21 protein-coding genes are annotated in these 21151 nt (G+C 70.3%); 17 read left to right on the forward strand and 4 right to left on the reverse strand.

The window, feature by feature from the left end; genetic code table 11:
- Positions 1-93 precede the first annotated feature (93 nt).
- The 4 genes from M3Q35_RS01515 (at position 94) to M3Q35_RS01530 (ending at position 5080) form a co-directional block, all read left to right on the forward strand.
- Complete coding sequence (locus M3Q35_RS01515; protein ID WP_273939751.1) at positions 94-1638, forward strand: alpha/beta hydrolase; 1545 nt, start codon at positions 94-96, stop codon at positions 1636-1638.
- Between the two features lie 84 nt (positions 1639-1722).
- Positions 1723-3240 carry an AMP-binding protein gene (locus M3Q35_RS01520; RefSeq protein WP_273939752.1) on the forward strand — a complete coding sequence of 506 codons (1518 nt, stop codon included), beginning with the start codon at positions 1723-1725 and terminating at the stop codon, positions 3238-3240.
- Between the two features lie 181 nt (positions 3241-3421).
- Positions 3422-4309 (forward strand): hypothetical protein, encoded by an 888-nt coding sequence (locus tag M3Q35_RS01525; RefSeq protein WP_273939753.1) that lies wholly within the window; start codon positions 3422-3424, stop codon positions 4307-4309.
- 369 nt (positions 4310-4678) lie between these two features.
- Positions 4679-5080 (forward strand): RidA family protein, encoded by a 402-nt coding sequence (locus tag M3Q35_RS01530; RefSeq protein WP_273939754.1) that lies wholly within the window; start codon positions 4679-4681, stop codon positions 5078-5080.
- Here M3Q35_RS01530 and M3Q35_RS01535 read toward each other — a convergent pair.
- Both M3Q35_RS01535 and M3Q35_RS01540 read right to left on the reverse strand, forming a co-directional pair.
- On the reverse strand, positions 5077-5790 hold the full coding sequence (locus M3Q35_RS01535; protein WP_273939755.1) for an HAD family hydrolase: 714 nt from the start codon (positions 5788-5790) through the stop codon (positions 5077-5079). The genes M3Q35_RS01530 and M3Q35_RS01535 overlap by 4 nt on opposite strands.
- Positions 5790-6407 (reverse strand): uridine kinase family protein, encoded by a 618-nt coding sequence (locus M3Q35_RS01540; protein ID WP_273939756.1) that lies wholly within the window; start codon positions 6405-6407, stop codon positions 5790-5792. The genes M3Q35_RS01535 and M3Q35_RS01540 overlap by 1 nt, the downstream gene beginning before the upstream one ends.
- Positions 6408-6452: 45 nt before the next feature.
- On the opposite strand from M3Q35_RS01540, the gene M3Q35_RS01545 reads away from it, so the two are divergent.
- Complete coding sequence (locus tag M3Q35_RS01545; RefSeq protein ID WP_273939757.1) at positions 6453-7808, forward strand: replication-associated recombination protein A; 1356 nt, start codon at positions 6453-6455, stop codon at positions 7806-7808.
- A 52-nt stretch (positions 7809-7860) separates the two neighbouring features.
- Positions 7861-8580, forward strand: coding sequence for a DinB family protein (locus M3Q35_RS01550; RefSeq protein ID WP_273939758.1), 720 nt, complete (start codon positions 7861-7863; stop codon positions 8578-8580).
- Here the strand turns inward: M3Q35_RS01550 and M3Q35_RS01555 are convergent, their stop codons facing one another.
- Positions 8581-9573 (reverse strand): alpha/beta hydrolase, encoded by a 993-nt coding sequence (locus tag M3Q35_RS01555; RefSeq protein WP_273939759.1) that lies wholly within the window; start codon positions 9571-9573, stop codon positions 8581-8583.
- Between the two features lie 39 nt (positions 9574-9612).
- Positions 9613-10380 (reverse strand): EI24 domain-containing protein, encoded by a 768-nt coding sequence (locus tag M3Q35_RS01560; protein WP_273939760.1) that lies wholly within the window; start codon positions 10378-10380, stop codon positions 9613-9615.
- 124 nt (positions 10381-10504) lie between these two features.
- Between M3Q35_RS01560 and M3Q35_RS01565 the strand changes: the two genes are divergently transcribed.
- From M3Q35_RS01565 to M3Q35_RS01615, 11 genes are all read left to right on the forward strand, one after another.
- Positions 10505-11350, forward strand: coding sequence for a S41 family peptidase (locus tag M3Q35_RS01565; RefSeq protein ID WP_273939761.1), 846 nt, complete (start codon positions 10505-10507; stop codon positions 11348-11350).
- A 56-nt stretch (positions 11351-11406) separates the two neighbouring features.
- The gene (locus tag M3Q35_RS01570) at positions 11407-11886 is read left to right on the forward strand and encodes an AMIN-like domain-containing (lipo)protein (RefSeq protein WP_273939762.1); all 480 of its coding nucleotides are present in this window, start codon (positions 11407-11409) and stop codon (positions 11884-11886) included.
- A gap of 97 nt (positions 11887-11983) precedes the next feature.
- Entirely contained in the window at positions 11984-12448 is a 465-nt protein-coding gene (locus M3Q35_RS01575) for an AMIN-like domain-containing (lipo)protein (RefSeq protein ID WP_273939763.1), read from the forward strand.
- A 201-nt stretch (positions 12449-12649) separates the two neighbouring features.
- Positions 12650-13840 (forward strand): cupin domain-containing protein, encoded by a 1191-nt coding sequence (locus M3Q35_RS01580; protein ID WP_273939764.1) that lies wholly within the window; start codon positions 12650-12652, stop codon positions 13838-13840.
- A gap of 61 nt (positions 13841-13901) precedes the next feature.
- Complete coding sequence (locus tag M3Q35_RS01585) at positions 13902-14792, forward strand: sucrase ferredoxin (protein WP_273939765.1); 891 nt, start codon at positions 13902-13904, stop codon at positions 14790-14792.
- A gap of 269 nt (positions 14793-15061) precedes the next feature.
- Positions 15062-15463 carry a DUF948 domain-containing protein gene (locus M3Q35_RS01590; protein WP_273939766.1) on the forward strand — a complete coding sequence of 134 codons (402 nt, stop codon included), beginning with the start codon at positions 15062-15064 and terminating at the stop codon, positions 15461-15463.
- A complete protein-coding gene (locus M3Q35_RS01595) occupies positions 15463-15741 on the forward strand; it encodes a hypothetical protein (protein WP_273939767.1) in 279 nt (92 codons plus the stop codon). Before M3Q35_RS01590 ends, M3Q35_RS01595 begins: the two co-directional genes overlap by 1 nt.
- Positions 15742-15796: 55 nt before the next feature.
- Positions 15797-18463, forward strand: coding sequence for an alanine--tRNA ligase (alaS, locus tag M3Q35_RS01600; protein ID WP_273939768.1), 2667 nt, complete (start codon positions 15797-15799; stop codon positions 18461-18463).
- Positions 18453-18935 (forward strand): Holliday junction resolvase RuvX, encoded by a 483-nt coding sequence (gene ruvX, locus M3Q35_RS01605; protein ID WP_273939769.1) that lies wholly within the window; start codon positions 18453-18455, stop codon positions 18933-18935. Before alaS ends, ruvX begins: the two co-directional genes overlap by 11 nt.
- Complete coding sequence (gene mltG, locus M3Q35_RS01610) at positions 18932-20143, forward strand: endolytic transglycosylase MltG (RefSeq protein WP_273939770.1); 1212 nt, start codon at positions 18932-18934, stop codon at positions 20141-20143. Before ruvX ends, mltG begins: the two co-directional genes overlap by 4 nt.
- Complete coding sequence (locus M3Q35_RS01615) at positions 20144-20983, forward strand: shikimate dehydrogenase (protein ID WP_273939771.1); 840 nt, start codon at positions 20144-20146, stop codon at positions 20981-20983.
- Positions 20984-21151 lie beyond the last annotated feature (168 nt).

The following is a 21151-nucleotide window of genomic DNA, read 5'->3' on the forward strand; positions in this document are numbered from 1 at the left end:
TGCTAGCACCACCTACTTTCCTGGTCCTGGTGCCCGCTGATTTCGGGTACTGATGCCAGTGCATTCCTTGCCGCCGGCGGCAAAGCTGATCCCATGCCATCTCTGCTCAGACGCGTCACCGCCGGCCTGGCCGCCGTGGCGCTGGCCGCCGCACTGATACCCGCCGCGCCGGCCTCGGCCGCGCCGCCGCTGTCCTGGGGAGCGTGCCCGGCCGACGCGTCCGTGCCGGCCGGGGCGCTGCCGCTCGACCACTACCAGTGCGCGACACTGGCCGTGCCACTGTCCTATCGGGACGTTCATGGGCCGTCGATCTCCATCGCGGTCGGCCGCTTACCGGCGGCCGACCAGGCCCACAAGCTCGGCACGCTGTTCTACAACCCGGGCGGCCCGGGCCAGTCCGGGCGGATCCCGCCGGTGCTGACGCCCGAACTGCACCGGCGCTTCGACCTCGTCGGCTTCGACCCGCGCGGCATCGGCGCGAGCACCACCGCGCACTGCTTCACCTCGCTCGACCAGGTGGCCGTGCTCCAGCGGGTCGCCGCCCAGTTCCCGACGACGCCCGAGGAGACCAAGCAGGAGATCGCCGACGCGCTCACGGTCGACGATCTGTGCGCACGCAACGCGGGGCCGCTGTACAGCCACCTGTCCACCGCGAACGTCGCCCGCGACCTCGACCGACTCCGGGCCGCGGTCGGCTCGCCGACCCTGTCGTACTACGGCCTGTCGTACGGCACGGTGATCGGCGAGACCTACGCGAACCTGTTCCCGGACCGGATCCGCGCCGCCGTGCTCGACGCCGTCGACGATCCGGTGAACTGGACCACCGGCTACCGTCCGGCCGACGCGAACGTGCCGTTCAGCGTGCGCCTCGGGGCCGACCTCGGCGCGCAGCAGACGCTGCGGTCCTTCCTCGCCGCCTGCGCCGCTGACACGCGCTGCGCCTTCCGGCAGCCCGGAACCGACCTTCTGGCCAAGTACAACCATGTTCTGGACCGGCTTGCCGCCGGGCCGGTCACGTTCATCGACCCTGCTACCGGAAAGCCGGCCACGATCCGGTACCCGGACGCGGTCTCACGGATCATCGAGTACCTCACCGACGCCGCCAACTCGCCGGAGCTCGCCCGTTTCCTCCAAGCACTGTCGACGCCGACCGCGGCCGGTGCCGTCGCTGGGCCGGCCCCCATTCCGACCGAGTTCGACAGCCTGCTCGCCGGCGCGGCGACCTACTGCGCCGACTCCGTCAACCCGACCGATCCCGCTGTCTGGCCTCGGTTCGGCGCCGCCACCGATCTCCGTGCCCGCGGTTTCGGGCCGCACTACACGTATCTCTCGTTGCCGTGCGTGCGATTCCCGTCCGCCGACGCCGATCACTACGCCGGGCCGTGGAACCGGCCCACCGCGCATCCCGTGCTGCTGGTGGGGAACAGCCAGGGCGATCCCGCCACCCCGTACGACGGCGCGCAGCGCACCGCCGGCCTGCTCGGCAATGCCCGGCTGCTCACCCTCGACACGTTCGGGCACGGCTCGTTGGGCCACAGCCAGTGCGTCGACGATGCCGTGGACAGCTACTTCCTCCGGCTCCGCCTGCCGGCGGTCGGCACCGTGTGCGCGCCGAACCACGGGCCGTTCGAGCCGTGACCGATGGGTGTTTCGTGCACACGCGCAGTCGTCGGCGGACATGACCGATTGCCAAGTCGTTGCCACGGTGCGAAAGTCACGCCCATGACTGCACAGGCGCGGCTGCTTCCGGGACTGGTCGAGCACTGGGCGGAGGCGAAGCCCGACGCCGAGGCGATCAGCTACGAGGGGCAGAGCTACACGTGGGCGCAGTGGTGGGACCGCATCCAGCGGGTCGCCGGCGCGCTGCGGGCCGCCGGCATCGGGCGCGGCGACCGGGTCGCCTACCTGGACAAGAACAACCTGTCGTGCCTTGAGGTCGCGCTGGCCGCCGGTGCGCTCGGCGCGTCGACGGCCATCCTCAACTGGCGGCTCGCCGCCGACGAGCTCGACTACGTCGTACGCGACTCCGGGGCCCGGCTGCTGTTCGTGGCCGACGAGCTGCTGCCCGGCGTCGATGGGATCGTCGACCGGCCGGCGACCGTGCTGCTCAGCTCGTACGAGGAGCTGATCGCCGCGGCGTCGCCGGTCGGCATCGATCCCGAGGCGCAGGCCGAGGAGCCCGTGCTGGTCATGTACAGCTCCGGCACCACCGGTCGGCCCAAGGGCGTGTTGCTCAGCCACGCCAACGTGCTGGCCCATGCCCGCAACACGGGCGACGCCATGCCGGTGACCTCCGACTCCCGGAGCCTGGTGGCCATGCCGCTGTTCCACGTCGGTGGCTCCTGCTACGCGATGTCCGGCTTCCGCGAGGGCATTCCGTCCACGCTGTTGCGGGAGCCGACCGGGCCCGGGCTGCTCGGGGCCATCGCCCAGGGTTGCACCCACGCCTTCCTGGTGCCGGCCGTCGTCGCCGGCATCATGGCCGCCGGGCAGCCCGCCATCAGTGCGTTCGGGCGGCTCCGGCGCCTGGTCTACGGCGCGTCGCCGATGCCGCTTCCGTTGCTGCGCGCCGCGTTGACCGCGTGGCCGGACATGGAGTTCGTGCAGGTGTACGGCATGACCGAGATGGCCGGCGCGATCACCGTGCTCAGTCCTGCCGACCACCGCGACACCGACCACCCCGAACGGCTCACCTCCGCCGGGCGGCCGATCGGCGAGGCCGAGATGCGCGTCGTCGATCCGGCCACCTTCGAGGACTCGGACACCGGCGAGCTCTGGTTCCGTACGCCGCAGACCATGCTCGGCTACCACGGCCAGCCCGCCGCCACCGCCGACACCGTCACCGCCGAGGGCTGGCTCCGCACCGGCGACGTCGGCCGCCTCGACTCCGGCGGCTACGTGTACATCGTCGACCGGGTCAAGGACATGATCATCACCGGTGGTGAGAACGTCTACTCGCCCGAGGTCGAGCGCGTGCTGGCCGAGCACCCCGCCGTGGCCGACGTCGCCGTCATCGGCGTGCCCGACGACCGCTGGGGCGAGTCCGTCAAGGCCGTCGTCCAGGCCGCCGACGGCCAGTCCCTCGACCCCGACGAGCTCGTCGCCTACGCCCGCGCGCACCTCGCCGGCTACAAGGTCCCCCGCAGCATCGACGTCGTCGCCGAGATGCCCCGCAACGCCACCGGCAAGATCCTCAAGAAGGTCCTCCGCCGCCCCTACTGGCCCGACCGCGCCATCTAGTCCCGTATTTTCGGGATTCTCGTGAACACCGATTATTCGCCCGCCGAATATCGATCACTCCACCCGGCGGATTGACCCTCGTCCCGATTACTGCGGCCGGGGGTCAAATCCGCCGGACAAAGTGCGCATCGGCTACATCTTGTCCCTGCGTGCCGGTCGTGGGCGGAGGGAGGTCGCGGCGGTGCTCAAAGGGTTCTTTTCCTGGTTCGAGAGCTATCTGTCCAGGTCCGGTGTGGTGGGTCTGGCCGAAGGGGTGCTCGGTGTGCTGGCGTTCGGCGGGGCATTGTCGGCGGTGCTCGGCGATTCCTCGGCAAAGCTGGCCGCGGTCGTCGCGGTGCTGCTGGCGACCCTTGGTCTGATTGTGTTGCTGGCCGCGAGTCGGGCGGAGTGGCAGCGCCGCAGCGAACTCTACGATCATCTTGTCACCCGGTACTGCACCGCTTTCACCGATGACAACGTCTCGTCCTGGCAGCTGAAACAGTGGATCGAGAGCCATCGCATCGATGCCGACGGCGATGCGACCGTGCTGATCACCGTGCATGCCGTGGTCACGTGCAGTGTGCTGCGGCTCTACCGCTTTCGCGTCGGCGCCGGCTGGAACCAGCCCGAGAAGATGCGCCAGCGGGTCGATGTCCAGGTCAGGAGCCTGGTGTTCGACGGCATCGGCGGCGCCCGGTGTGATCTGACCAAGCACTGGCTCGACGACGGCCGGCTCGAGGTGCTCGTGCACTTTCCGTCACCGGTGCGGCAGGGCAGCGAGTTTCGGGTGCTCATCGAGAGCCGGTGGCCGGCCCGTTCGAAAATGCTGGTCAAGGATCGGCTGCCGGAGGATTTCTGCGTGCAGGTGAAGAGCCCTCTCGACCTGCTCGAGTACACCGTCGTGCTGCCGGCGGGTGAGGAGGCGTTCGTCGACCCGATCGGATTCCGGCCCGACGACCAGCGTTTCCTGCTCGTGTCGTCCGGTTCGGACGGAACCGGCCGGCAGGAGATCCGCCTTGTCGGCCGGGGAATCGGCGACACCGGCCGGACCGGAATCCGTCTCGATCTCAAGCGCAAAGCGCTCCTGTGACCTGCTGGAAGCGCTTTCCGACAGTGCTACTTGTCATTTCCGTCCGACTCGCCACCGGGCGCGCTGTCGGGGAGCGGGTAGATCATGAGCGTTCCTCGCGTATTATCGGGATGGTGCGGAAGACGGCGAGTGGGGGCCGTCTGGTAGCGGCGGTCCCGCTTCTTCCCTGGTTGCGGTAGGAAGATCGTACTGAACCGAACGGTCCACCTTCGGGGTGGCCCCCTCCTTGCCAACACAAGCACGACTTTCGCCGGCCATCGCCGGAACATAACGGGCCGGTCCGCCCGTCACCCTTTTGTGTGACACCGGGATCGGCGTGACCTGGAGAAACCGCTGCGCCCGCGTCCCCCGGTCGAGTAGAACCGTGCCATGGCCACGCATCGCATCGCCCCCGGACTGTTCCCGCCGCCCACCTATTCGCACAGCGTCGTCGTCGAGCCCGGTGAGCAGTTGGTGTTCACCGCCGGCGGTGTTCCGCTGGACTCCGACGGCAACCTGGTCGGCCCCGGCGACCGGGTCCGGCAGGCCGAGCAGGTGCTGGCCAACCTGGGGGAGCAGCTGGCGCAGGCCGGCACCGACCTGGAGCACGTCGTCAACACCACCGTCTACGTCGTCGCCGAGCAGCCGTCGGATCTCGTCGCCGTCTGGGATGTGGTGACGGCCTCCGGGCTGGCCAAGGGGCCGCACAGCTCCACCCTGCTCGGCGTCAGCATGCTCGGCTACGGCGGCCAGCTGGTGGAGATCACCGCCGTCGCCGTCATCCCGTCCTAGCAGCGGCAGAAGGCCGGTACGCCCGCGAAGTCCACGCTGTGACGGCCGGGTTCCGCGCACGGGACGTCGCCGCAGATGTGGACGGCGGGCCAGCCACCGGCCGCGGCCAGCGCCAGGTCGGTGCTGCTGTCGCCGGCCAGCAGGCACACCTCGCGGCCGTCCAGTGCCTTGATCAGTGCCTCGGCGAACTCCGGGCTGCCCTTGGGACGACCGACCTCACCCGACACGAAGATCCGCTCGAACCGGTCGTCGAAGCCGGAGCGTCGCAGCTTTTCTCGTTGCAGCGAACGGCAACCGTCGGTGGCCAGCCACAGGCTGTGCCCCTCCGCCAGTCGATCCAATGCCGCTACCGCACCGACGAACGGCACCACCAGCTGGCTTCGCTGCCTTACGTAGGCCCTGTTCAGGGCTTCGGCGTCGGCACCAGGGCAGGCCGCCCGCCACACCGTTACGGCATGGCCGCTCAGCGCTTCGGCGATTTCCGGCAGCACCGTGAAGTCCGCCCACAGCGCCTCCCACGAGCTGACCCGCTCGACCTCGCGATGCCCCCGATACGCATTGGCCCGCCACGTCTCACGGGCCGCGGCCAGCACCGCGTCGACGTCCTCGTGAAGGGAAAACTCCTGCAACACAAGGGAAATCGCCGCACGCGCGGCGGAGACGTCCGGGATCAGCGTGTCGTCGAGATCGACGAGGACAACCGGCCGCATCAGGCGGCCGAGGCCGTCTCGGTGGTCCAGGCGGCCAGTTCGGCGGCGGCGCGGTCGGGGGTGGTGCGGCGCATGCCGGCGTTCAGGCAGCGGCGTACGACCGCCGGCTGCTCGCGCCACAGCCGCAGGCCGCGGCGGATCAGCACGTGCAGCGGTTTGCGGGCCTCGGTGACGTCGCGGACGAAGCGGCGCACGAAGGTCTTCGCCGCCGACGGGGCCAGCACGATGGCGTCGGCCAGCACACCGGCGTCGCGGCAGCCCTGGACCAGCCGATCGGCGAACAGGCCTTCGGCCAGGAACACCGGGGAGTCACCCAGCGCGATGTCGTGGCAGCCGGTGCGGCGGTCCTCGCCGAAGGAGTAGACCGGCGCGGACACCTGGCCCGTCGAGGCCAGCTCGACGATCGCGGCCAGCGCGGCGTCGGCATGCCAGGAGTTCTCGTGGTCCCAGTCGACCCGGCCGGCATCGTCGCGCGGGAGCAGCGGATCCGTGCCTTCACGGTAGAAGTCGTCCAGACGCAGCACGGGCCAGCCCAGGTGGGCGGCGAGGGTGGACTTGCCCGAGCCCGAGGGCCCGGCCAGCAGCACGACGCGCGGATGAACGGAAGCTGACGGCACGGGTAACGAGTATCTCACACGCGCGGGCGTTGTAACGTCGAACTTATGAGCGACCAGTTGTACGACGGCGGGCTGTTCGGGGCCGACGTCGAGGAGCGGAGCAAGGCCCAGGTGGCGGCCAACGCCCCGCTGGCGGTGCGGATGCGTCCCCGGTCGCTGGACGAGGTCGTCGGCCAGGGGCACCTGCTCGGTGCCGGCGCGCCGCTGCGCCGGCTGGTCGAGGGCGCCGCGCCCGCCTCCGTGATGCTGTACGGCCCGCCCGGCACCGGCAAGACCACCCTGGCCACCCTCGTCTCGCAGGCCACCGGCCGCCGGTTCGTCGCCCTGTCCGCGCTGTCCGCGGGCGTCAAGGAGGTGCGCGAGGTCATCAACGAGGCGCGCCGCCGGCTCGGCCGGACCGGCGAGGCCACGGTGCTGTTCATCGACGAAGTCCACCGTTTCTCCAAGACCCAGCAGGACGCCCTGTTGGGGGCCGTCGAGGACCGGATCGTGCTGCTGGTCGCCGCCACCACCGAGAACCCGTTCTTCTCGGTCGTGTCGCCGCTGCTGTCGCGTTCCCTTGTGCTGCAACTGAAATCCCTCACCGACGACGACGTCCGCGAGGTCGTCCGCCGGGCCGTCACCGACGAGCGAGGCCTCGGCGGCTCGCCCACCTTGTCGCCCGAGGCCGAGGACCACCTCGTCCGCCTCGCCGGCGGCGACGCCCGCCGTGCGCTGACCGCGTTGGAGGCCGCCGCCGAGTCGGCTTCTTCTACCGGCGCCGCCGTCATCGACCTGGCCACGCTCGAGGCCACCGTCGACAAGGCCGCCGTGCGCTACGACCGTGACGGCGACCAGCACTACGACGTGATCAGCGCCTTCATCAAGTCCATCCGCGGTTCCGATGTCGACGCCACCCTGCACTACCTGGCCCGCATGATCGAGGCCGGCGAGGACCCTCGCTTCATCGCCCGTCGGCTCGTCGTGCATGCCAGCGAGGACGTCGGCATGGCCGACCCCACCGCCATCCAGGTCTGCGTCGCCGCCGCGCAGGCCGTGCAGCTCATCGGCATGCCCGAGGCTCGGATCAACCTTGCCCAGGCCGCCATCCACCTCGCCACTGCCCCCAAGTCCAACTCCGTCGTCGTCGCCATCGACGCCGCCCTCTCCGACGTTCGCCGTGGGTCCGCCGGCACAGTTCCCCCTCATCTCCGCGACGGCCACTACGCCGGCGCCAAGAAGCTCGGCAACGCCCAGGGCTACCGCTATCCCCACGACGTTCCCGAGGGCGTCGTCACGCAGCAGTACCCGCCCGACGATCTGGTGGGGACGGACTACTACAACCCGACTTCCCGGGGGAACGAGCGAGCCTTGTCCGAGCGCGTTCCCAAGCTGCGCAAGGTGATCCGCGGCCAGGAGTGAAGTCGGCGGCCTCGACGCAGGATTGTCGGTGCCCGCACCTACGATGCGAAGCATGCCCCGATATGTCGACGAGGACCTCAACGGTGCCGAGTTTCGAGAGTGCGACCTGACCGGAGCCCGGCTGATCGGCGTCGTCATGCAGGATGCCGTGATCGACGGATTCGTCACCAACCTCGTGGTGAACGGGGTCGAGGTCACCGAGTACGTCGAGGCGGAGCTTGACCGGCGGCATCCGGTGCGGGGGCTGCTCCGCGCCGAGGAGCCGGCCGATCTGCGCGAGGCGTCGCGTCAGCTCCATGCCGGCTGGGCGGACACGATTGAACGAATCCGCCGTGCGCCGGGCATCGAGCGCCGAAGCGTGAACGACGAGTGGTCGGCGGTGCAGACGCTGCGCCACCTGGTGTTCGTCCACGACTCGTGGTTCCGCCGCTGCTGCCTGGGCTCGACGGCAGGGTTCACGCCGATGGGCATCGGGCCGAGCGTCGAGCCCTACCGTGAGGCGCACGGGCTTGACCGTTCGCTCGATCCCGACCTCGACGAGATCGTGAGCGTGCGTGACGCGCAGACCGCCGAGCTGGAGGCCTGGCTGGACGAGGTCACGGCCGCGCAGCTGGCAGCGCGAGCGCCGGTGCCGGACGACGATGTCTGGCCGCCGTACGCCCGGGGCCGCTCGGTGCGGCAGTGCCTCGGCACGGTGCTCAACGAAACGTTCGAGCACCACGGCTTCTGCGTCCGCGACCTCGACCTGATCGAGGCACAGAACGCCGAATAGTCAGGCGTTGGTGTCGGCCCAGGCGTTCAACGCGTCTTCGTACACGGCCGCATCCGGTTCGAAGTTGAGGTCGTGCCCGGCGTCGGGCAGCACGGCGGCGGTGAAACGAAGCGAATGCGCAAAGTAAGGCCGTTCCTCGGAGGCCAATGCAGCGGCGGAGGAACAGGAGCCGCCGAGCAAGCCTCCGCAGAACAAGGCGTCCAACTCGCCGTCGACCAGGTACACGGGCCGGGTGATGCCCAACGACGTGGGCAGGGCGAAACCGAGGGCGATCGCGTCGGCCATCTCGGTGGCGGACACGACGCCCTTGGTGGCCTCGTCGTAGGCCAACATCGCGGGATCGGGATGGGGCCCGTAGAACAAAGCGGCGCGACGACCGGGCACGGTGGTGAGATAGCCGGGGTCGTACCGAGATGCCAGCGGCCCGGGGTCCACAGTGACCGGACGGACGTCGAAGGCCAACGCCGAAGCCAAACCCTCCGGTGACACGCGATGCGTCAGGGCGGTCAACGCCACGGCGGAAGCGTCGTTGTACAGGGAGGTCTCGATCAACGCCACAGCGCTGCCGACGGAGTGCCCGACCAGCAACACGGTCCGGAAAGAGGTCCGCAGCCACGAAACGACCTGGTGCACGGTCAGGGCCTGGGTCAAAGCGGTCAGCAGCACGCTGGGCTCACGCGTGCTCGCCCCGTAGCCGACGCGGTCGATGGCCAACGTCGCCCAACGGTCGCCAAGCGCCCGCCGCACGTACGAGAACCGGCCGCCGCCAATGGGCTCGTCCCAGTATCGGCCGTCGTAGGTCGCCCCGTGCACCAACAGCTGCACGCGGTCGGCCCCGCCCGGCGGCAGGCACAGCCGGCCGTGCACGGAGGCCGGCAACAGCACGTCGAGCTGCACGGGCACGGTGACGTCCGAGCACGAAGGAGCAGCGGCAGCGGGCGCGGCCAGACCGACGATCAGCGCCACGGCGAGGACCACCGCCTGCCAGCGCACCACGGCCTCCCGAAGATCGACTCGGGAGGGAGGGTAGACCTAGAAAGGCTTTTCCGCGCCTGGCCGGCCCAACCGAATGTGGTCCGTAAGGAGTCGCTGGGCCAACAGGGTGCCCCCGGCGGTCGCCGCCGGCATCACGATGATCGCCAGCAGCGGCACCAGACACAGCAGGTACGCCGGCAGCGCGAAGCCGAAAGCCATCGCCCGCCGCTGCCCGAGCACATGCCGCCGTGCGGCCAGCGGCAGCCCCCGCCGCGAGAACGGCACGACGCTGAGCTCCAGCCCGAACATCCAGGCGGCCACGCAGACGCCGATCACCGGCCCGACGGTCTCGCCGACGACCGGCACGAGGTCGATCAGGAACAGCGGGATGGACAGCAGCGCCGACGCCCCGACCACCTTGGCGTTGTCCACGGTGTCGGTCCACCACGACGTGTCGTGCTCGGTCGGCACGCCGCCGAAACGGTCCTCGACCCGCCGCGCGATCGACTCGTAGAACGGCGCGCCGATGGCCAGCGTGGCCGCGGCGAACACCAGCAGCCCCAGGTAGAGCAGCCCGACCACGAGCGCAACGGCGACAAGGTCCCGGAAGACCTCCTGGTAGGCGTGGTCCCAGCCGTCGGCGAACGGCGTGGCCAGCGCGACCAGGTTCGGCGCGAACACGGCGAGCGTGATCACCAGCCCCAGCAGCAGGCCGCCGGTGAGCACCGCCGGCAGCGCCCCGAGCAGCAGCAGCCGGGGCGTCCGGAAGACGATTCCGAAGCCCCGCAGCAGCAGGCCCACGCCCGCGAAGAAGTCCCTGATCATGAGGCCAGCAGGATAGCCGGTGGAAACGCCCGTAAAACCCGATTGCCCCTCGGGGCGACGACATCGACACCGAGGCGCGACAAATGCCGGGACACCCGCCCGACCACGGAGCTAGCGTGCCGCCATGACCTCACGCCGCGAGCTGATCGACGCCTCGATCCCGCTGATCACCGCCAACTACGTCTTCCCGGACATCGCCGAGAAGGTGGTGGAGGTGTTGCGGCGCAACGACTACGAGCACCTCGCGAACATCGACGAGTTCGCCGCGGCGGTCACCGCCGATCTCCAGTCGGTCAACGGGGACAAGCATCTGCGCCTGCTGCACGAGGAACCCAGGCCCCGCGCGGCGACCGAGCACCACGGCTTCGACAAGGTGGAGGTCCTCGACGGCAACATCGGCTACGTCGAGAACACTTGGCTACGGGAGGCCGGCCGGTTCGGCGACTTCGCCGTCGCCGCGATGACGCTGGTCGCCGGCACGGACGCGCTGATCATCGACCTGCGCCGGTGCCGCGGCGGCGACCCGGGCATGGTCTCGCTGATCTGCGCCTACCTGTTCGACGAGTCCAAGCACGTCAACGACATCTACAGCCGCCCGGACGACCTCACCATCCAGTTCTGGACCCCGCCCTACGTGCCGGGCCGGCGCTTCGGCGGCACGAAGCCGGTCTGGGTGCTGACCAGCTCGTTCACCTTCTCCGGCGGCGAGGAGCTGGCCTACGACCTCCAGCAGACCGGCCGGGCGACCCTCGTCGGCGAGACCACCCGCGGCGGCGCGCACCCGACCGACTGGCACGAGCTGGCCGAACACCTCTATCTCACGGTGCCCGAGGCGCGGGCGATCAACCCGAGGTCCGGCACCAACTGGGAGGGTGTCGGCGTCGTGCCGGACATCGCCGTTCCCGCTGATCAAGCCATGGACCACGCCGTCGAACTGGCTCGAAAATTCCTGGCCGACCCGGGCAACTGACGGCCCTGCCGCCGCGTCCTCGATGTGACGTATCACACCTTTTGTCGGGAGAGGTCATGAACAGAACCAAGTCGCTGGCCGCCCTGGTCATCGCCCTGCTGGCGATGCTCGCGCTCGTGCCGTCGGCCGGCGCCGCGCCCAGCGACACCACCGCGTACCTGACCAACATCCGCGTCGGCGCGCACCCCACGTACGACCGGGTCGTGCTCGACGTGACGAACCTGCCCAGCAGCTTCGCCTACACGCCGCAGGACAAGCTCTACTACGACCCGAGCGGCCTGCCGGTGAACATCCCCGGCTGCACCTTCGGCCGGCTGGCCATGCAGGGCGCCACCGAGCACACCGACAGCGGCCAGCTCACCTACACCGGCCCGCAGACCTTCACCACGCCGCAGCTGACCAACGTCCGTGCGGTCGCGGTCATCGGCGACTTCGAGAAGGTGCTGAGCATCGGCCTCGGCCTGCGGCACGCCGCCGCCGTGCACGTCTTCACCCTCACCGCGCCCAACCGTGTGGTCATCGACGTCAACCACTGAAGCTGCCGCACGGTTTTCTTGCCGGTGAAGGCAACGCGCTCGACGATCTTGGCGTTGACGAGGCGTACAGCCAACACCGCAGGGGGGAACACAACCCATGATCAAGACGAAGGCGCTGGCCGCCGTGCTGGCCACCGCCCTGGCGATGGTCGTCGCCGCACCGCTGGCCGGTGCGGCGACGCAGGGTGTCGACGGCCCGCAGCTGACCGACATCAAGGTGCAGGCGAACGCCACGTTCGACCGGGTCGAGCTGGACTTCGACTCGCTGCCGGTCGCCAGCTGGGAGCAGGTCGACGAGCTGGTGGCCGACCCGAGCGGCAAGCCCTACAGCCTGCCCGGCAACACCTACATCTCGCTGGTGGCCCAGAACTCGAGCAGCTTCGGCACCTACTCCGGCTCCCGGAAGTTCACCACCCCGACGCTGAGCAACGTCCGCGCGGTCGGCATCACCGGCGACTTCGAGCGGGTGCTCAGCGTCGGCATCGGCCTCGATCACTCCGCCGCCATCCACGTTTCGCCCCTCACGGGACCGAATCGCCTGGTAATCGACGTGGACCACTGATCGCTGGCAGTGATCGCCGCACCACTCCTTTGACCGATGACCCCGCCGCCGCCAGCCCGTAAGTTGGGGCGGGTCAGGGTCCCCTAACTGGGAGGTTTGTCGATGGAGAGCGGCCTGCTGATCAGCGTCGAGTCCCTGGACGCCGCGGTCGACCGCGGCAAGGCCAACGGCGCCGTTGCCGACAACGACGGCAACGACTGAGTGACCGGCATTCCTCAACTGGCTGACCTCGTCGCACCGATCGAGGTCAGCCAGTTCTTTGCCACGGTGCAGGGCCGGACGCACCGGCGGTTCGCCGGACAGGCCGGCCGGTTCGCCCGGCTGCTGCCGTGGGCGGACCTCAACCGCGCGCTGCGCCAGCACCGGCTGGACTTCCCGCGGCTGCGGCTGGCGCTGGACGGCGCGGTCGTGCCGGTGCACACGTACACCGAGATGGTCGACACCCGCCGCAACGGGCAGGTGCCGCGCCTGCTCAACGCGCCGCTGTCCGAGCAGCTGCGGGCCGGCGCCACCCTGGTGCTCGACTCCGTGCAGGAGATGTTCGAGCCGGTCGGCGACCTGGCCGCCGGGCTCGAGCACGACCTGCGGGAGAAGATCCAGGTCAACCTGTACGCCGGCTGGGGCACCACGCACGGCTTCGACGTGCACTGGGACGACCACGACGCGTTCATCATCCAGATCGCCGGCCGCAAGCGCTGGCGCATCCACGGCGTCAGCCGCCCGTTCCCGCTGATGCGCGACACCGAGCTGCCGCAGCGCCCCGAGGGCGAGCCGATCGACGACTTCATGATGGAAGACGGCGACGTGCTCTACCTGCCCCGCGGGCACTGGCACGACGTGTCGGCGGTGGGGGAGCAGTCGCTGCACCTGACCATCGGCTTCAACCGGGCGACCGGCGTGGACCTGGTGTCGTGGCTGGCCGACCAGCTGCGGGTGGAGCAGGTGTTCCGCGAGGACCTGCCGCGGTTCGGGTCGACCGAGGAGCGTCAGCAGCGGGCCAAGGAGATCCGCGAGCAGCTGGTCGCGCGGCTCACCGACGACGTCGTGGACCGGTTCCTGACCGATCGCGACGCCCAGGCGCCCGCGCACAGCCGGCTCGGCCTGCCGTTCACCGCGACCCCGGGCCTGCTGCCCGAGGGTGACGAGGCCGAGGTGCTGCTGGTCGTGCCGCGTGCGGTCGTGGAGCACGGGAACGGCACGGTCGCGCTCGCCGCGGCCGGAAAACGCCTGGTCTTCGCCGCTGCCGCGGCGCCGGTGCTGGAGGCTTTGCTTCCCGCGCAACCGTTGTCCGTCAAGACCTTGGTCGAGCTGGCGGCCCCGACACTCGATCGGCGTACCGTCCGGGCCTTGTTGGGCGAGTTGGTCACACACGGGGTGCTGTCGCCACGGTGACTGTGTAAGATTAGGTATGCCTAAGGTAACTTCCGAGGATGCTGCACGAGGCTGTGCCTTCGTGACCAGGCTGCTCGGTGGCAACCCGGCCGGGACCGCGGCCCTGATGACCTCGTGGCTGCTCATCGAGCAGCCCGGGCCGTGGCCGGCCGACGCGCTGGAGAACGTGCTGACCGAGGCGTTCCCGGACGGGCGGATGGAGCAGCTGCGGGCCCGTGGCCTGCGCCCGCTGCTCATCCGCACGCCGGGACGCCACCAGCGCGACCAGCAGGCATCGCGAACCGTTTTCGTCGCCAGCGGTGTGCCCGGGGCCCGTTGGCTGGAGCGCCTGACGATCACCGACCTGTCCGACCTGTCCGAGCTGGCCGCCATCGACCTCGAAGCCGTCGTGGATGGGCGGGCCGGTCACGGCGAGCCGGTGGCCGGGCCGCTGTTCCTGGCGTGCACCCACGGGGCCAAGGACATGTGCTGCGCCGTGCTCGGCCGGCCCGTCGCCGCCGCGCTGGCCGAGAACCACCCCGGCCTGTCGTGGGAGGTCAGCCACGTCGGCGGCGACCGCTGGGCCGGCAATCTGCTGGTCGTGCCGGACGGTTTCCTGCACGGGCAGCTCACGCCGGCCGAGGCCGTGCTGGTGGCCAAGGACGCCTTGAAGGGGCAGGTGCAGCTGGAGCAGCTGCGCGGGCGGACCGCTTCGCCGACCCAGTGGACCCAGTACGCCGAGATCATCGTCCGCCGGCACGCCAACCTGCGCGGTCTCGACGACGCCGTCGCCACCGGTGAGCGTCTCAACGCCGACGACACCCGTACGGTGACAGTTCGCTGCCCGTTCGGGGTGTACGAGGTGACCGTCGGTCGCGAGGCCGCGGACCGCGCCGGCACCAGCCGCTGCGCCGGCAAGGTCGCCCCCACCGGCTTCCACGCCTCCGCCCCCCGCCTCCTCGCCACGGCCTAACCCCCACCTGAGTGGCTCATTTGCGCTTGGACCCCACCTGAGTGGCTCATTTGAACCCGACAGTGCCCGAGCGACCCACGTGAGTGGCTCAGTTGGCCGCCAATGCCAAATGAGCCACTCACGTGGCCCGAAAATGCCAAGTGAGCCACTCAGGTGGGGAACGGGGTGGGCAAGATCAACTTCTGGCGGTGGAAGGGCTGGTCGGTGCGGGTCGTCCAAAGGCACGGCGATATGGTGAGCGCCACCCCACGTCTCGCCTAGGAGGATCCGTGTCACCGGAGTGGATCACCGCGCTGGTGGTGGCCGCCGTCGTCGTCGTGCTGGCGGTGGTGGTCGTGTTGGTGATCGTGCTGGTCAAGCTCGGGCGCACGCTGGACGAGGCGACCAAGGCGATCCGCAAGGCGCACGAGAACAGCGAGCCGCTGTTCGTCGAGGCCAACACCACGCTGACCCACGTCAACACCCAGCTGGAGCGGGTGGACGGCATCACCGCGAACGCCAAGGCGGTCAGCGGCAACGTCTCCGCGCTCACGTCGCTGTTCACCGCGACCCTGGGCGGCCCGCTGGTGAAAGCGGCTGCGCTTTCCTACGGGATCAGCAAAGCTGTACGGGCCCGCCGCGCGAAGACGGCGGCCAAGGAGAACCGGCGACCCAAGCGCGGGAGGCGATGATGAAGCGGCTGTTCTGGCTCGGCCTCGGCGTCGCCGCCGGTGTCGTCGCCACGCGTAAAATCGCTGGTATGACCTTCAAGGCCACCCCCGCCGGCGTTGCCGAGAACCTCGGCGACGCCATGCGCGAGATGGCCGGCGCCATCGGCACCTTCGGGGCCGACGTGCGGGCCGGCATGAGCGAGCGCGAGGACGAACTGGCCCGCGAGGTGCAGGAGAAGACCGGTCACAGCTACTCGCGTAGCGCCGAGGCGCGAGCGCGCAGGGCGGGCGGCAACTAGTTCCCGCCCGCCGTGTCCGCGCCCACCTTCACCTGACCACGCAAGGAAAACAGCCGTGCAGACCCACGACATCATCAAGCGCTTCCGCGAGCACTTCGAGCGCAACGGCCATACGGTCGTGCCCAGTGCCTCGCTCATCCTGGACGACCCGACGTTGCTGTTCGTCAACGCCGGCATGGTGCCGTTCAAGCCGTACTTCCTCGGCGAGGCCCCGGCCCCGTACCAGCGCGCCACCAGCGTGCAGAAGGTCGTCCGCACCCCGGACATCGACGAGGTCGGCAAGACCACCCGCCACCTCACCTTCTTCCAGATGGCCGGCAACTTCTCGTTCGGCGACTACTTCAAGGACGGCGCCATCCGGTTCGCCTGGGAGCTGATCACCAGGTCCCAGGACGACGGCGGCTACGGCTTCGACCCGAACCGCATCTGGGTCACCGTCTACCAGGACGACGACGAGGCCATCGAGCTCTGGCAGAAGATCGCCGGCCTGCCGCCGGAGCGCATCCAGCGCCGCGACGGCCTCGACAACTACTGGGACATGGGCGTGCCCGGCCCCGGCGGCCCCTGCTCGGAGATCTACTTCGACCGCGGCCCCGAGTACGGCAAGGAAGGCGGCCCGGTCGCCGACGAGGACCGGTACCTGGAGATCTGGAACCTGGTCTTCATGCAGGACGTCCGCGGCGAGCAGAGCCCCAAGTACGGGCACAAGCCGATCGGCGAGCTGCCGGCCAAGAACATCGACACCGGCATGGGCGTCGAGCGGGTGGCCATGCTGCTTCAGGGCGTGGAGAACGTCTACGAGACGGACCTGATCCGGGCCGTGATCAACAAGGCCGAGCAGCTGTCCGGCAAGCGCTACGGCGACAACGAGGTCGACGACGTCCGGTTCCGGGTCATCGCCGACCATGCCCGCAGCGGCATCATGATCGTCTCCGACGGCGTGAGCCCGGGCAACGAGGGCCGCGGCTACGTGCTGCGCCGCCTGCTGCGCCGCATCGTGCGCTCGTCCCGCCTGCTCGGCATCACCGAGCCGGTGCTGGGCGCCTTCGCCGCCGTGGTGCGTGACGAGATGGGCGAGTCCTACCCCGACCTGGTGAGCAGCTTCGAGCGGGTGGACGCCGTGGTCCGGGCCGAGGAGGACGCCTTCCTGGCCACCCTGACCACCGGCTCCAGGATGTTCGAGACGGCCGCCGACGAGACCCGGTCGGCCGGCGGCGCCACGCTGTCCGGCGACAAGGCCTTCCAGCTGCACGACACGTTCGGCTTCCCGATCGACCTGACCCTGGAGATGGCCGCCGAGCAGGGCCTCAAGGTCGACGAGGAGGGCTTCCGCCGCCTCATGGCCGAGCAGCGGCAGCGGGCCAAGGCCGACGCCGCCGCCCGCAAGACCGGCCACGGCGACGCCTCGGCCTACCGGGCCGTGCTCGAGGGCCACGGGCGCACCGACTTCCTCGGCTACAACCAGCTGGGCAGCGAGGCCCGCGTGGTCGGCCTGCTGGTCGGCGGCGTGTCCGTGCCGGCCGCCCCGGCCGGCGCCGAGGTCGAGGTCGTGCTGGACCGCACCCCGTTCTACGCCGAGGGCGGCGGCCAGCAGGCCGACTCCGGCCGGATCGTCGCCGACGGCGCCGTGGTCGAGGTGCACGACGTGCAGTCGCCGGTGCCGGGCCTGACCGTGCACCGCGGCAAGGTCGTCTCCGGCGAGATCCTGCTCGACGCCGCCGTGCAGGCCGACGTGGACGTCACCCGGCGCACCGCCATCGCCCGCTCGCACTCGGCCACCCACCTGGTGCACGCCGGCGTGCGCAAGGCCATCGGCGAGACGGCCGCCCAGGCCGGCTCGCTCAATGCCCCTGGTCGCCTGCGCTTCGACTTCACCTCGCCCGGCGGCGCCGTGCCGGCCAGCGTGCTGGCCGACGTCGAGGACGAGGTCAACGACGTGCTGCTGCACGACTACGACGTGCAGGCCGAGATCATGACCATGGACGCCGCCCGCAAGTCCGGCGCCATGGCCCTGTTCGGCGAGAAGTACGGCGACCAGGTCCGCGTGGTCACCATCGGCGACTACTCCAAGGAGCTGTGCGGCGGCACCCACGTCGGCCGCTCCGGCGAGATCGGCGTGATCAAGCTGCTGTCCGAGGCCTCCATCGGCTCCGGCGTGCGGCGGGTCGAGGCCCTGGTCGGCCTGGACGCCTACCGGTTCCTGGCCCGTGAGCACGTGCTGGTGTCGCAGCTGGCCGAGCAGTTCAAGGCCCGGCCCGAGGAGCTGCCCGAGCGCATCGGGCAGACCGTCGAGCGGCTGCGGGCCGCCGAGAAGGAGCTGGAGAAGCTGCGCGGCGCCCAGCTGCTGTCCTCGGGCGGCGCCCTGGCCGACGGCGCCGAGAACCTGGGCGGCACCTTCCTGGTGGCTGCCGCCGCCCCCGACGGCGTCTCCGGCAACGACCTGCGCGCCCTGGCCATGGACGTGCGTGGCCGCCTCGGCGACAAGCCGGGCGTGGTCGCCCTGTTCTCGGCCGACGGCGACAAGGTCGCCTTCGTGGTCGCCACCACGGCCGCCGGCCGTGACAAGGGCCTGGCCGCCGGCAAGCTCGTGCCGGTGTTCGGCCCGGCCATCGGCGGCCGCGGCGGCGGCAAGCCCGACCTGGCCCAGGGCGGCGGCACCCAGCCGGGTGGCATTCCCGACGCCATCGCCGCCCTGCGGACCGAGATTCAGCGTGGTTCGTAGCAAGGACAAGCGGCGGCCGGTCCCGGAGTTCCTGCCGGGGCCGGGCCGCCGCCTTGGCGTCGACGTCGGTTCCGTTCGGGTCGGCGTCGCGTTGAGCGACCCGTCGCCGATGCTGGCGTCTCCGCTGGTCACGCTGCCGCGCGACGGCAGCGTGGATGCCCTGGTGGCGCTGGTTCGGGAGCACGAGGTCGTGGAGCTGGTCGTCGGGCTGCCGCGGACGCTGGCCGGCAAGCACGGCACGGCCGCCGAGATCGCCACCGAGTTCGCCGGCCAGTTGGCTGAACGGCTCGACATGCCGGTGCGTCTAGCCGATGAGAGGCTGACCACGGTCACCGCGACCAGGGTGCTCGCCGATGCCGGCGTGCGTGGTCGGCGGCAGCGTGCCGTCGTCGACCAGGCCGCCGCCGTGGAGATCCTCCAGGCGTGGCTGGACGCGCGGGCCGCCGCACTCGCCAGGGAGGGCAGGCCGTGAACGACGTGAACGACCAGGTCGAGCAGCACGAGGACGGGTTCGATCTCTTCGAGAGCGACGAGGACGCCGGCGGCCGCGGGAAGAAGCGCAAGCCACGCCGCAAGGTCGTGCTGCTGTCCATCCTGCTGGTGGTGTTGATCGGCGGCGGCTGGGGCGCGTACTACGGCGCCGGCTCCTACCTGGGCATCGGCAGTTACGGCAACTACGGCGGCGACGGCGACCAGGACGTGCTGGTGCGCGTGGACAACGGCGCCACCACCCGGGACATCGCCGACATGCTCCAGTCCCAGGACGTGGTGCGGACCGTGCGGGCGTTCCTGAACGCCTCGGCCGGCAACGCCGAGATCGGCAACGTGCAGCCCGGTTTCTACGTGATGAAGACGCACATGTCCGGCGACGCGGCGGTGACCCGGCTGATCGCGCCGGCCAGCCGCGTCGGCAACGTGCAGATCAAGGCGGGCACGCAGCTCGACGACACCAAGAACCCCGACAACTCGGTGAAGCCGGGCATCCTGTCCCAGCTGGCCGCGGCCAGCTGCGTGACGCTCAACGGCACCAAGAGCTGCGTGTCGGCCGACGACGTGAAGAAGGCCGCGCAGACCGCCGACCCGGCCAAGCTGGGCATCCCCAGCTGGGCCGCGCCGGCCGTGGCCAAGGCCGACCCCGTGCACCGGCTGGAGGGGCTGATGGTCTCCGGCGTGTACGACGTCAAGCCGGGCACCGACGCCGTCACGCTGCTGCGGTCGATGCTGACCCAGTCCGGGGCCAAGCTGGCCACGCTGCCGCAGACCTCGCAGGACACCGGTATGTCGCCGTACCAGATCCTGGTCATCGCCTCGCTGATCGAGCGCGAGGCCATCACCTCGGACTTCGCCAAGGTGTCGCGGGTGATCTACAACCGGCTGGCCCAGGGCATCCCGATGGGCGACGACTCGACCATCAACTACGTGCTCGACCAGCCGTTGATCCGGACGTCCGACGAGAACCGGGCCAAGCCGGGGCCGTACAACACGTACCTGAACACCGGCCTCATGCCGACGCCGATCTCCTCGCCGAGCCCGGAGGCGCTGGCCGCCGCGCAGAAGCCGGCCGACGGCCCGTGGCTGTTCTTCGTCAAGTGCGACAAGGACGGCAACTCCTGTTTCGCCGTCACCCAGGCCGAGCAGGACGAGAACGCCCACAAGGCCCAAGCGGCGGGAGTGTTCTAGGTGGGGTCACGGCAGGCGGCGGTCTTAGGCTCGCCGATCGAGCATTCGCTGTCGCCGGTGCTGCACGGCGCGGCGTATCGGGAGCTGGGGCTCGACTGGACGTTCTCGCGCGTGTTGTGCACCGCCGAGGAGCTGCCCGCGTTCGTCGACGGGCTCGGGCCGGAGTGGGCCGGGCTGGCCGTGACCATGCCCGGCAAGCGGGCCGCGTTGGCGTACGCCACCGAGCTGACCCGCGTCGCCGAGCTCGTCGGTGCCGCGAACACCTTGGTGCCTCGTGACGGCGGTTGGCTGGCCGACTGCACGGACGTCGAGGGCATCGTGGGGTCGCTGACCGCCGCCGGGGGAGTGCCCGACGGTGGCCGGGCCGTGGTGCTCGGGGCCGGCGGGACCGCGACCGCCGCGCTGACCGCGTTGGAGGCCTTCAAGATCCCCGCCGCCACGATCGTCGTGCGGGACCCCGCTCGGGCCGATGAGGCGTTGGCCTGCGCCTCGCGCGTCGGGCTCGACGTCGACCTGATCCGCTGGGACACGGCCGATTTCGCCGCTTTGTGCGGCGAGGCGGATCTGGTCGTCAGCACCGTGCCGACCGGGGCCGTTGAAGCGGTTGCCTCGGACATCGTCCGGGCCGGCTGCGTTTTCGACGTCATCTACCACCCGTGGCCGACGCCCTTGGCTTTGGCGGCGCAGAAGCAGCGCACCCGGCTCGTCACCGGGTTGGACATGCTGCTGCACCAGGCTTTCGCGCAGGTTCGTTGGTTCACCGGCCAGGACGCTCCCCGTGAGGCGATGCGGGTGGCCCTGCGTTCCGCCACCGCCACCGAGCTCCAGCTCCCCGTCTAGGTCCCCACATGCGCTTCCTATGTGGCATCTGATGCCACATAGGAAGCGCATGTGGCTTTCGATCCGGTGCTTGTGGACAGACACGGGTAGTTAGCCCGGGCGTCGCTTTGCGTGACCGGAAGTGCAGTCACTTGGGCAACTCCCTTGGGACGGTTGGCTTCCGACCCA

The organism is Kutzneria chonburiensis (assembly GCF_028622115.1).
GTDB classification, from domain to species: domain Bacteria; phylum Actinomycetota; class Actinomycetes; order Mycobacteriales; family Pseudonocardiaceae; genus Kutzneria; species Kutzneria chonburiensis.

Bases quoted from the DNA above. Each gene is read 5' to 3' on its own strand.
- M3Q35_RS01575 (WP_273939763.1), top strand. From the start codon at position 11,984: ATGATCAAGACGAAGGCGCTGGCCGCCGTGCTGGCCACCGCCCTGGCG.
- M3Q35_RS01515 (WP_273939751.1), top strand. From the start codon at position 94: ATGCCATCTCTGCTCAGACGCGTCACCGCCGGCCTGGCCGCCGTGGCG.
- M3Q35_RS01535 (WP_273939755.1), bottom strand. From the start codon at position 5,790: ATGCGGCCGGTTGTCCTCGTCGATCTCGACGACACGCTGATCCCGGAC.
- M3Q35_RS01545 (WP_273939757.1), top strand. From the start codon at position 6,453: ATGAGCGACCAGTTGTACGACGGCGGGCTGTTCGGGGCCGACGTCGAG.
- M3Q35_RS01530 (WP_273939754.1), top strand. From the start codon at position 4,679: ATGGCCACGCATCGCATCGCCCCCGGACTGTTCCCGCCGCCCACCTAT.
- M3Q35_RS01595 (WP_273939767.1), top strand. From the start codon at position 15,463: ATGAAGCGGCTGTTCTGGCTCGGCCTCGGCGTCGCCGCCGGTGTCGTC.
- M3Q35_RS01560 (WP_273939760.1), bottom strand. From the start codon at position 10,380: ATGATCAGGGACTTCTTCGCGGGCGTGGGCCTGCTGCTGCGGGGCTTC.
- M3Q35_RS01570 (WP_273939762.1), top strand. From the start codon at position 11,407: ATGAACAGAACCAAGTCGCTGGCCGCCCTGGTCATCGCCCTGCTGGCG.
- M3Q35_RS01565 (WP_273939761.1), top strand. From the start codon at position 10,505: ATGACCTCACGCCGCGAGCTGATCGACGCCTCGATCCCGCTGATCACC.
- M3Q35_RS01520 (WP_273939752.1), top strand. From the start codon at position 1,723: ATGACTGCACAGGCGCGGCTGCTTCCGGGACTGGTCGAGCACTGGGCG.
- M3Q35_RS01550 (WP_273939758.1), top strand. From the start codon at position 7,861: ATGCCCCGATATGTCGACGAGGACCTCAACGGTGCCGAGTTTCGAGAG.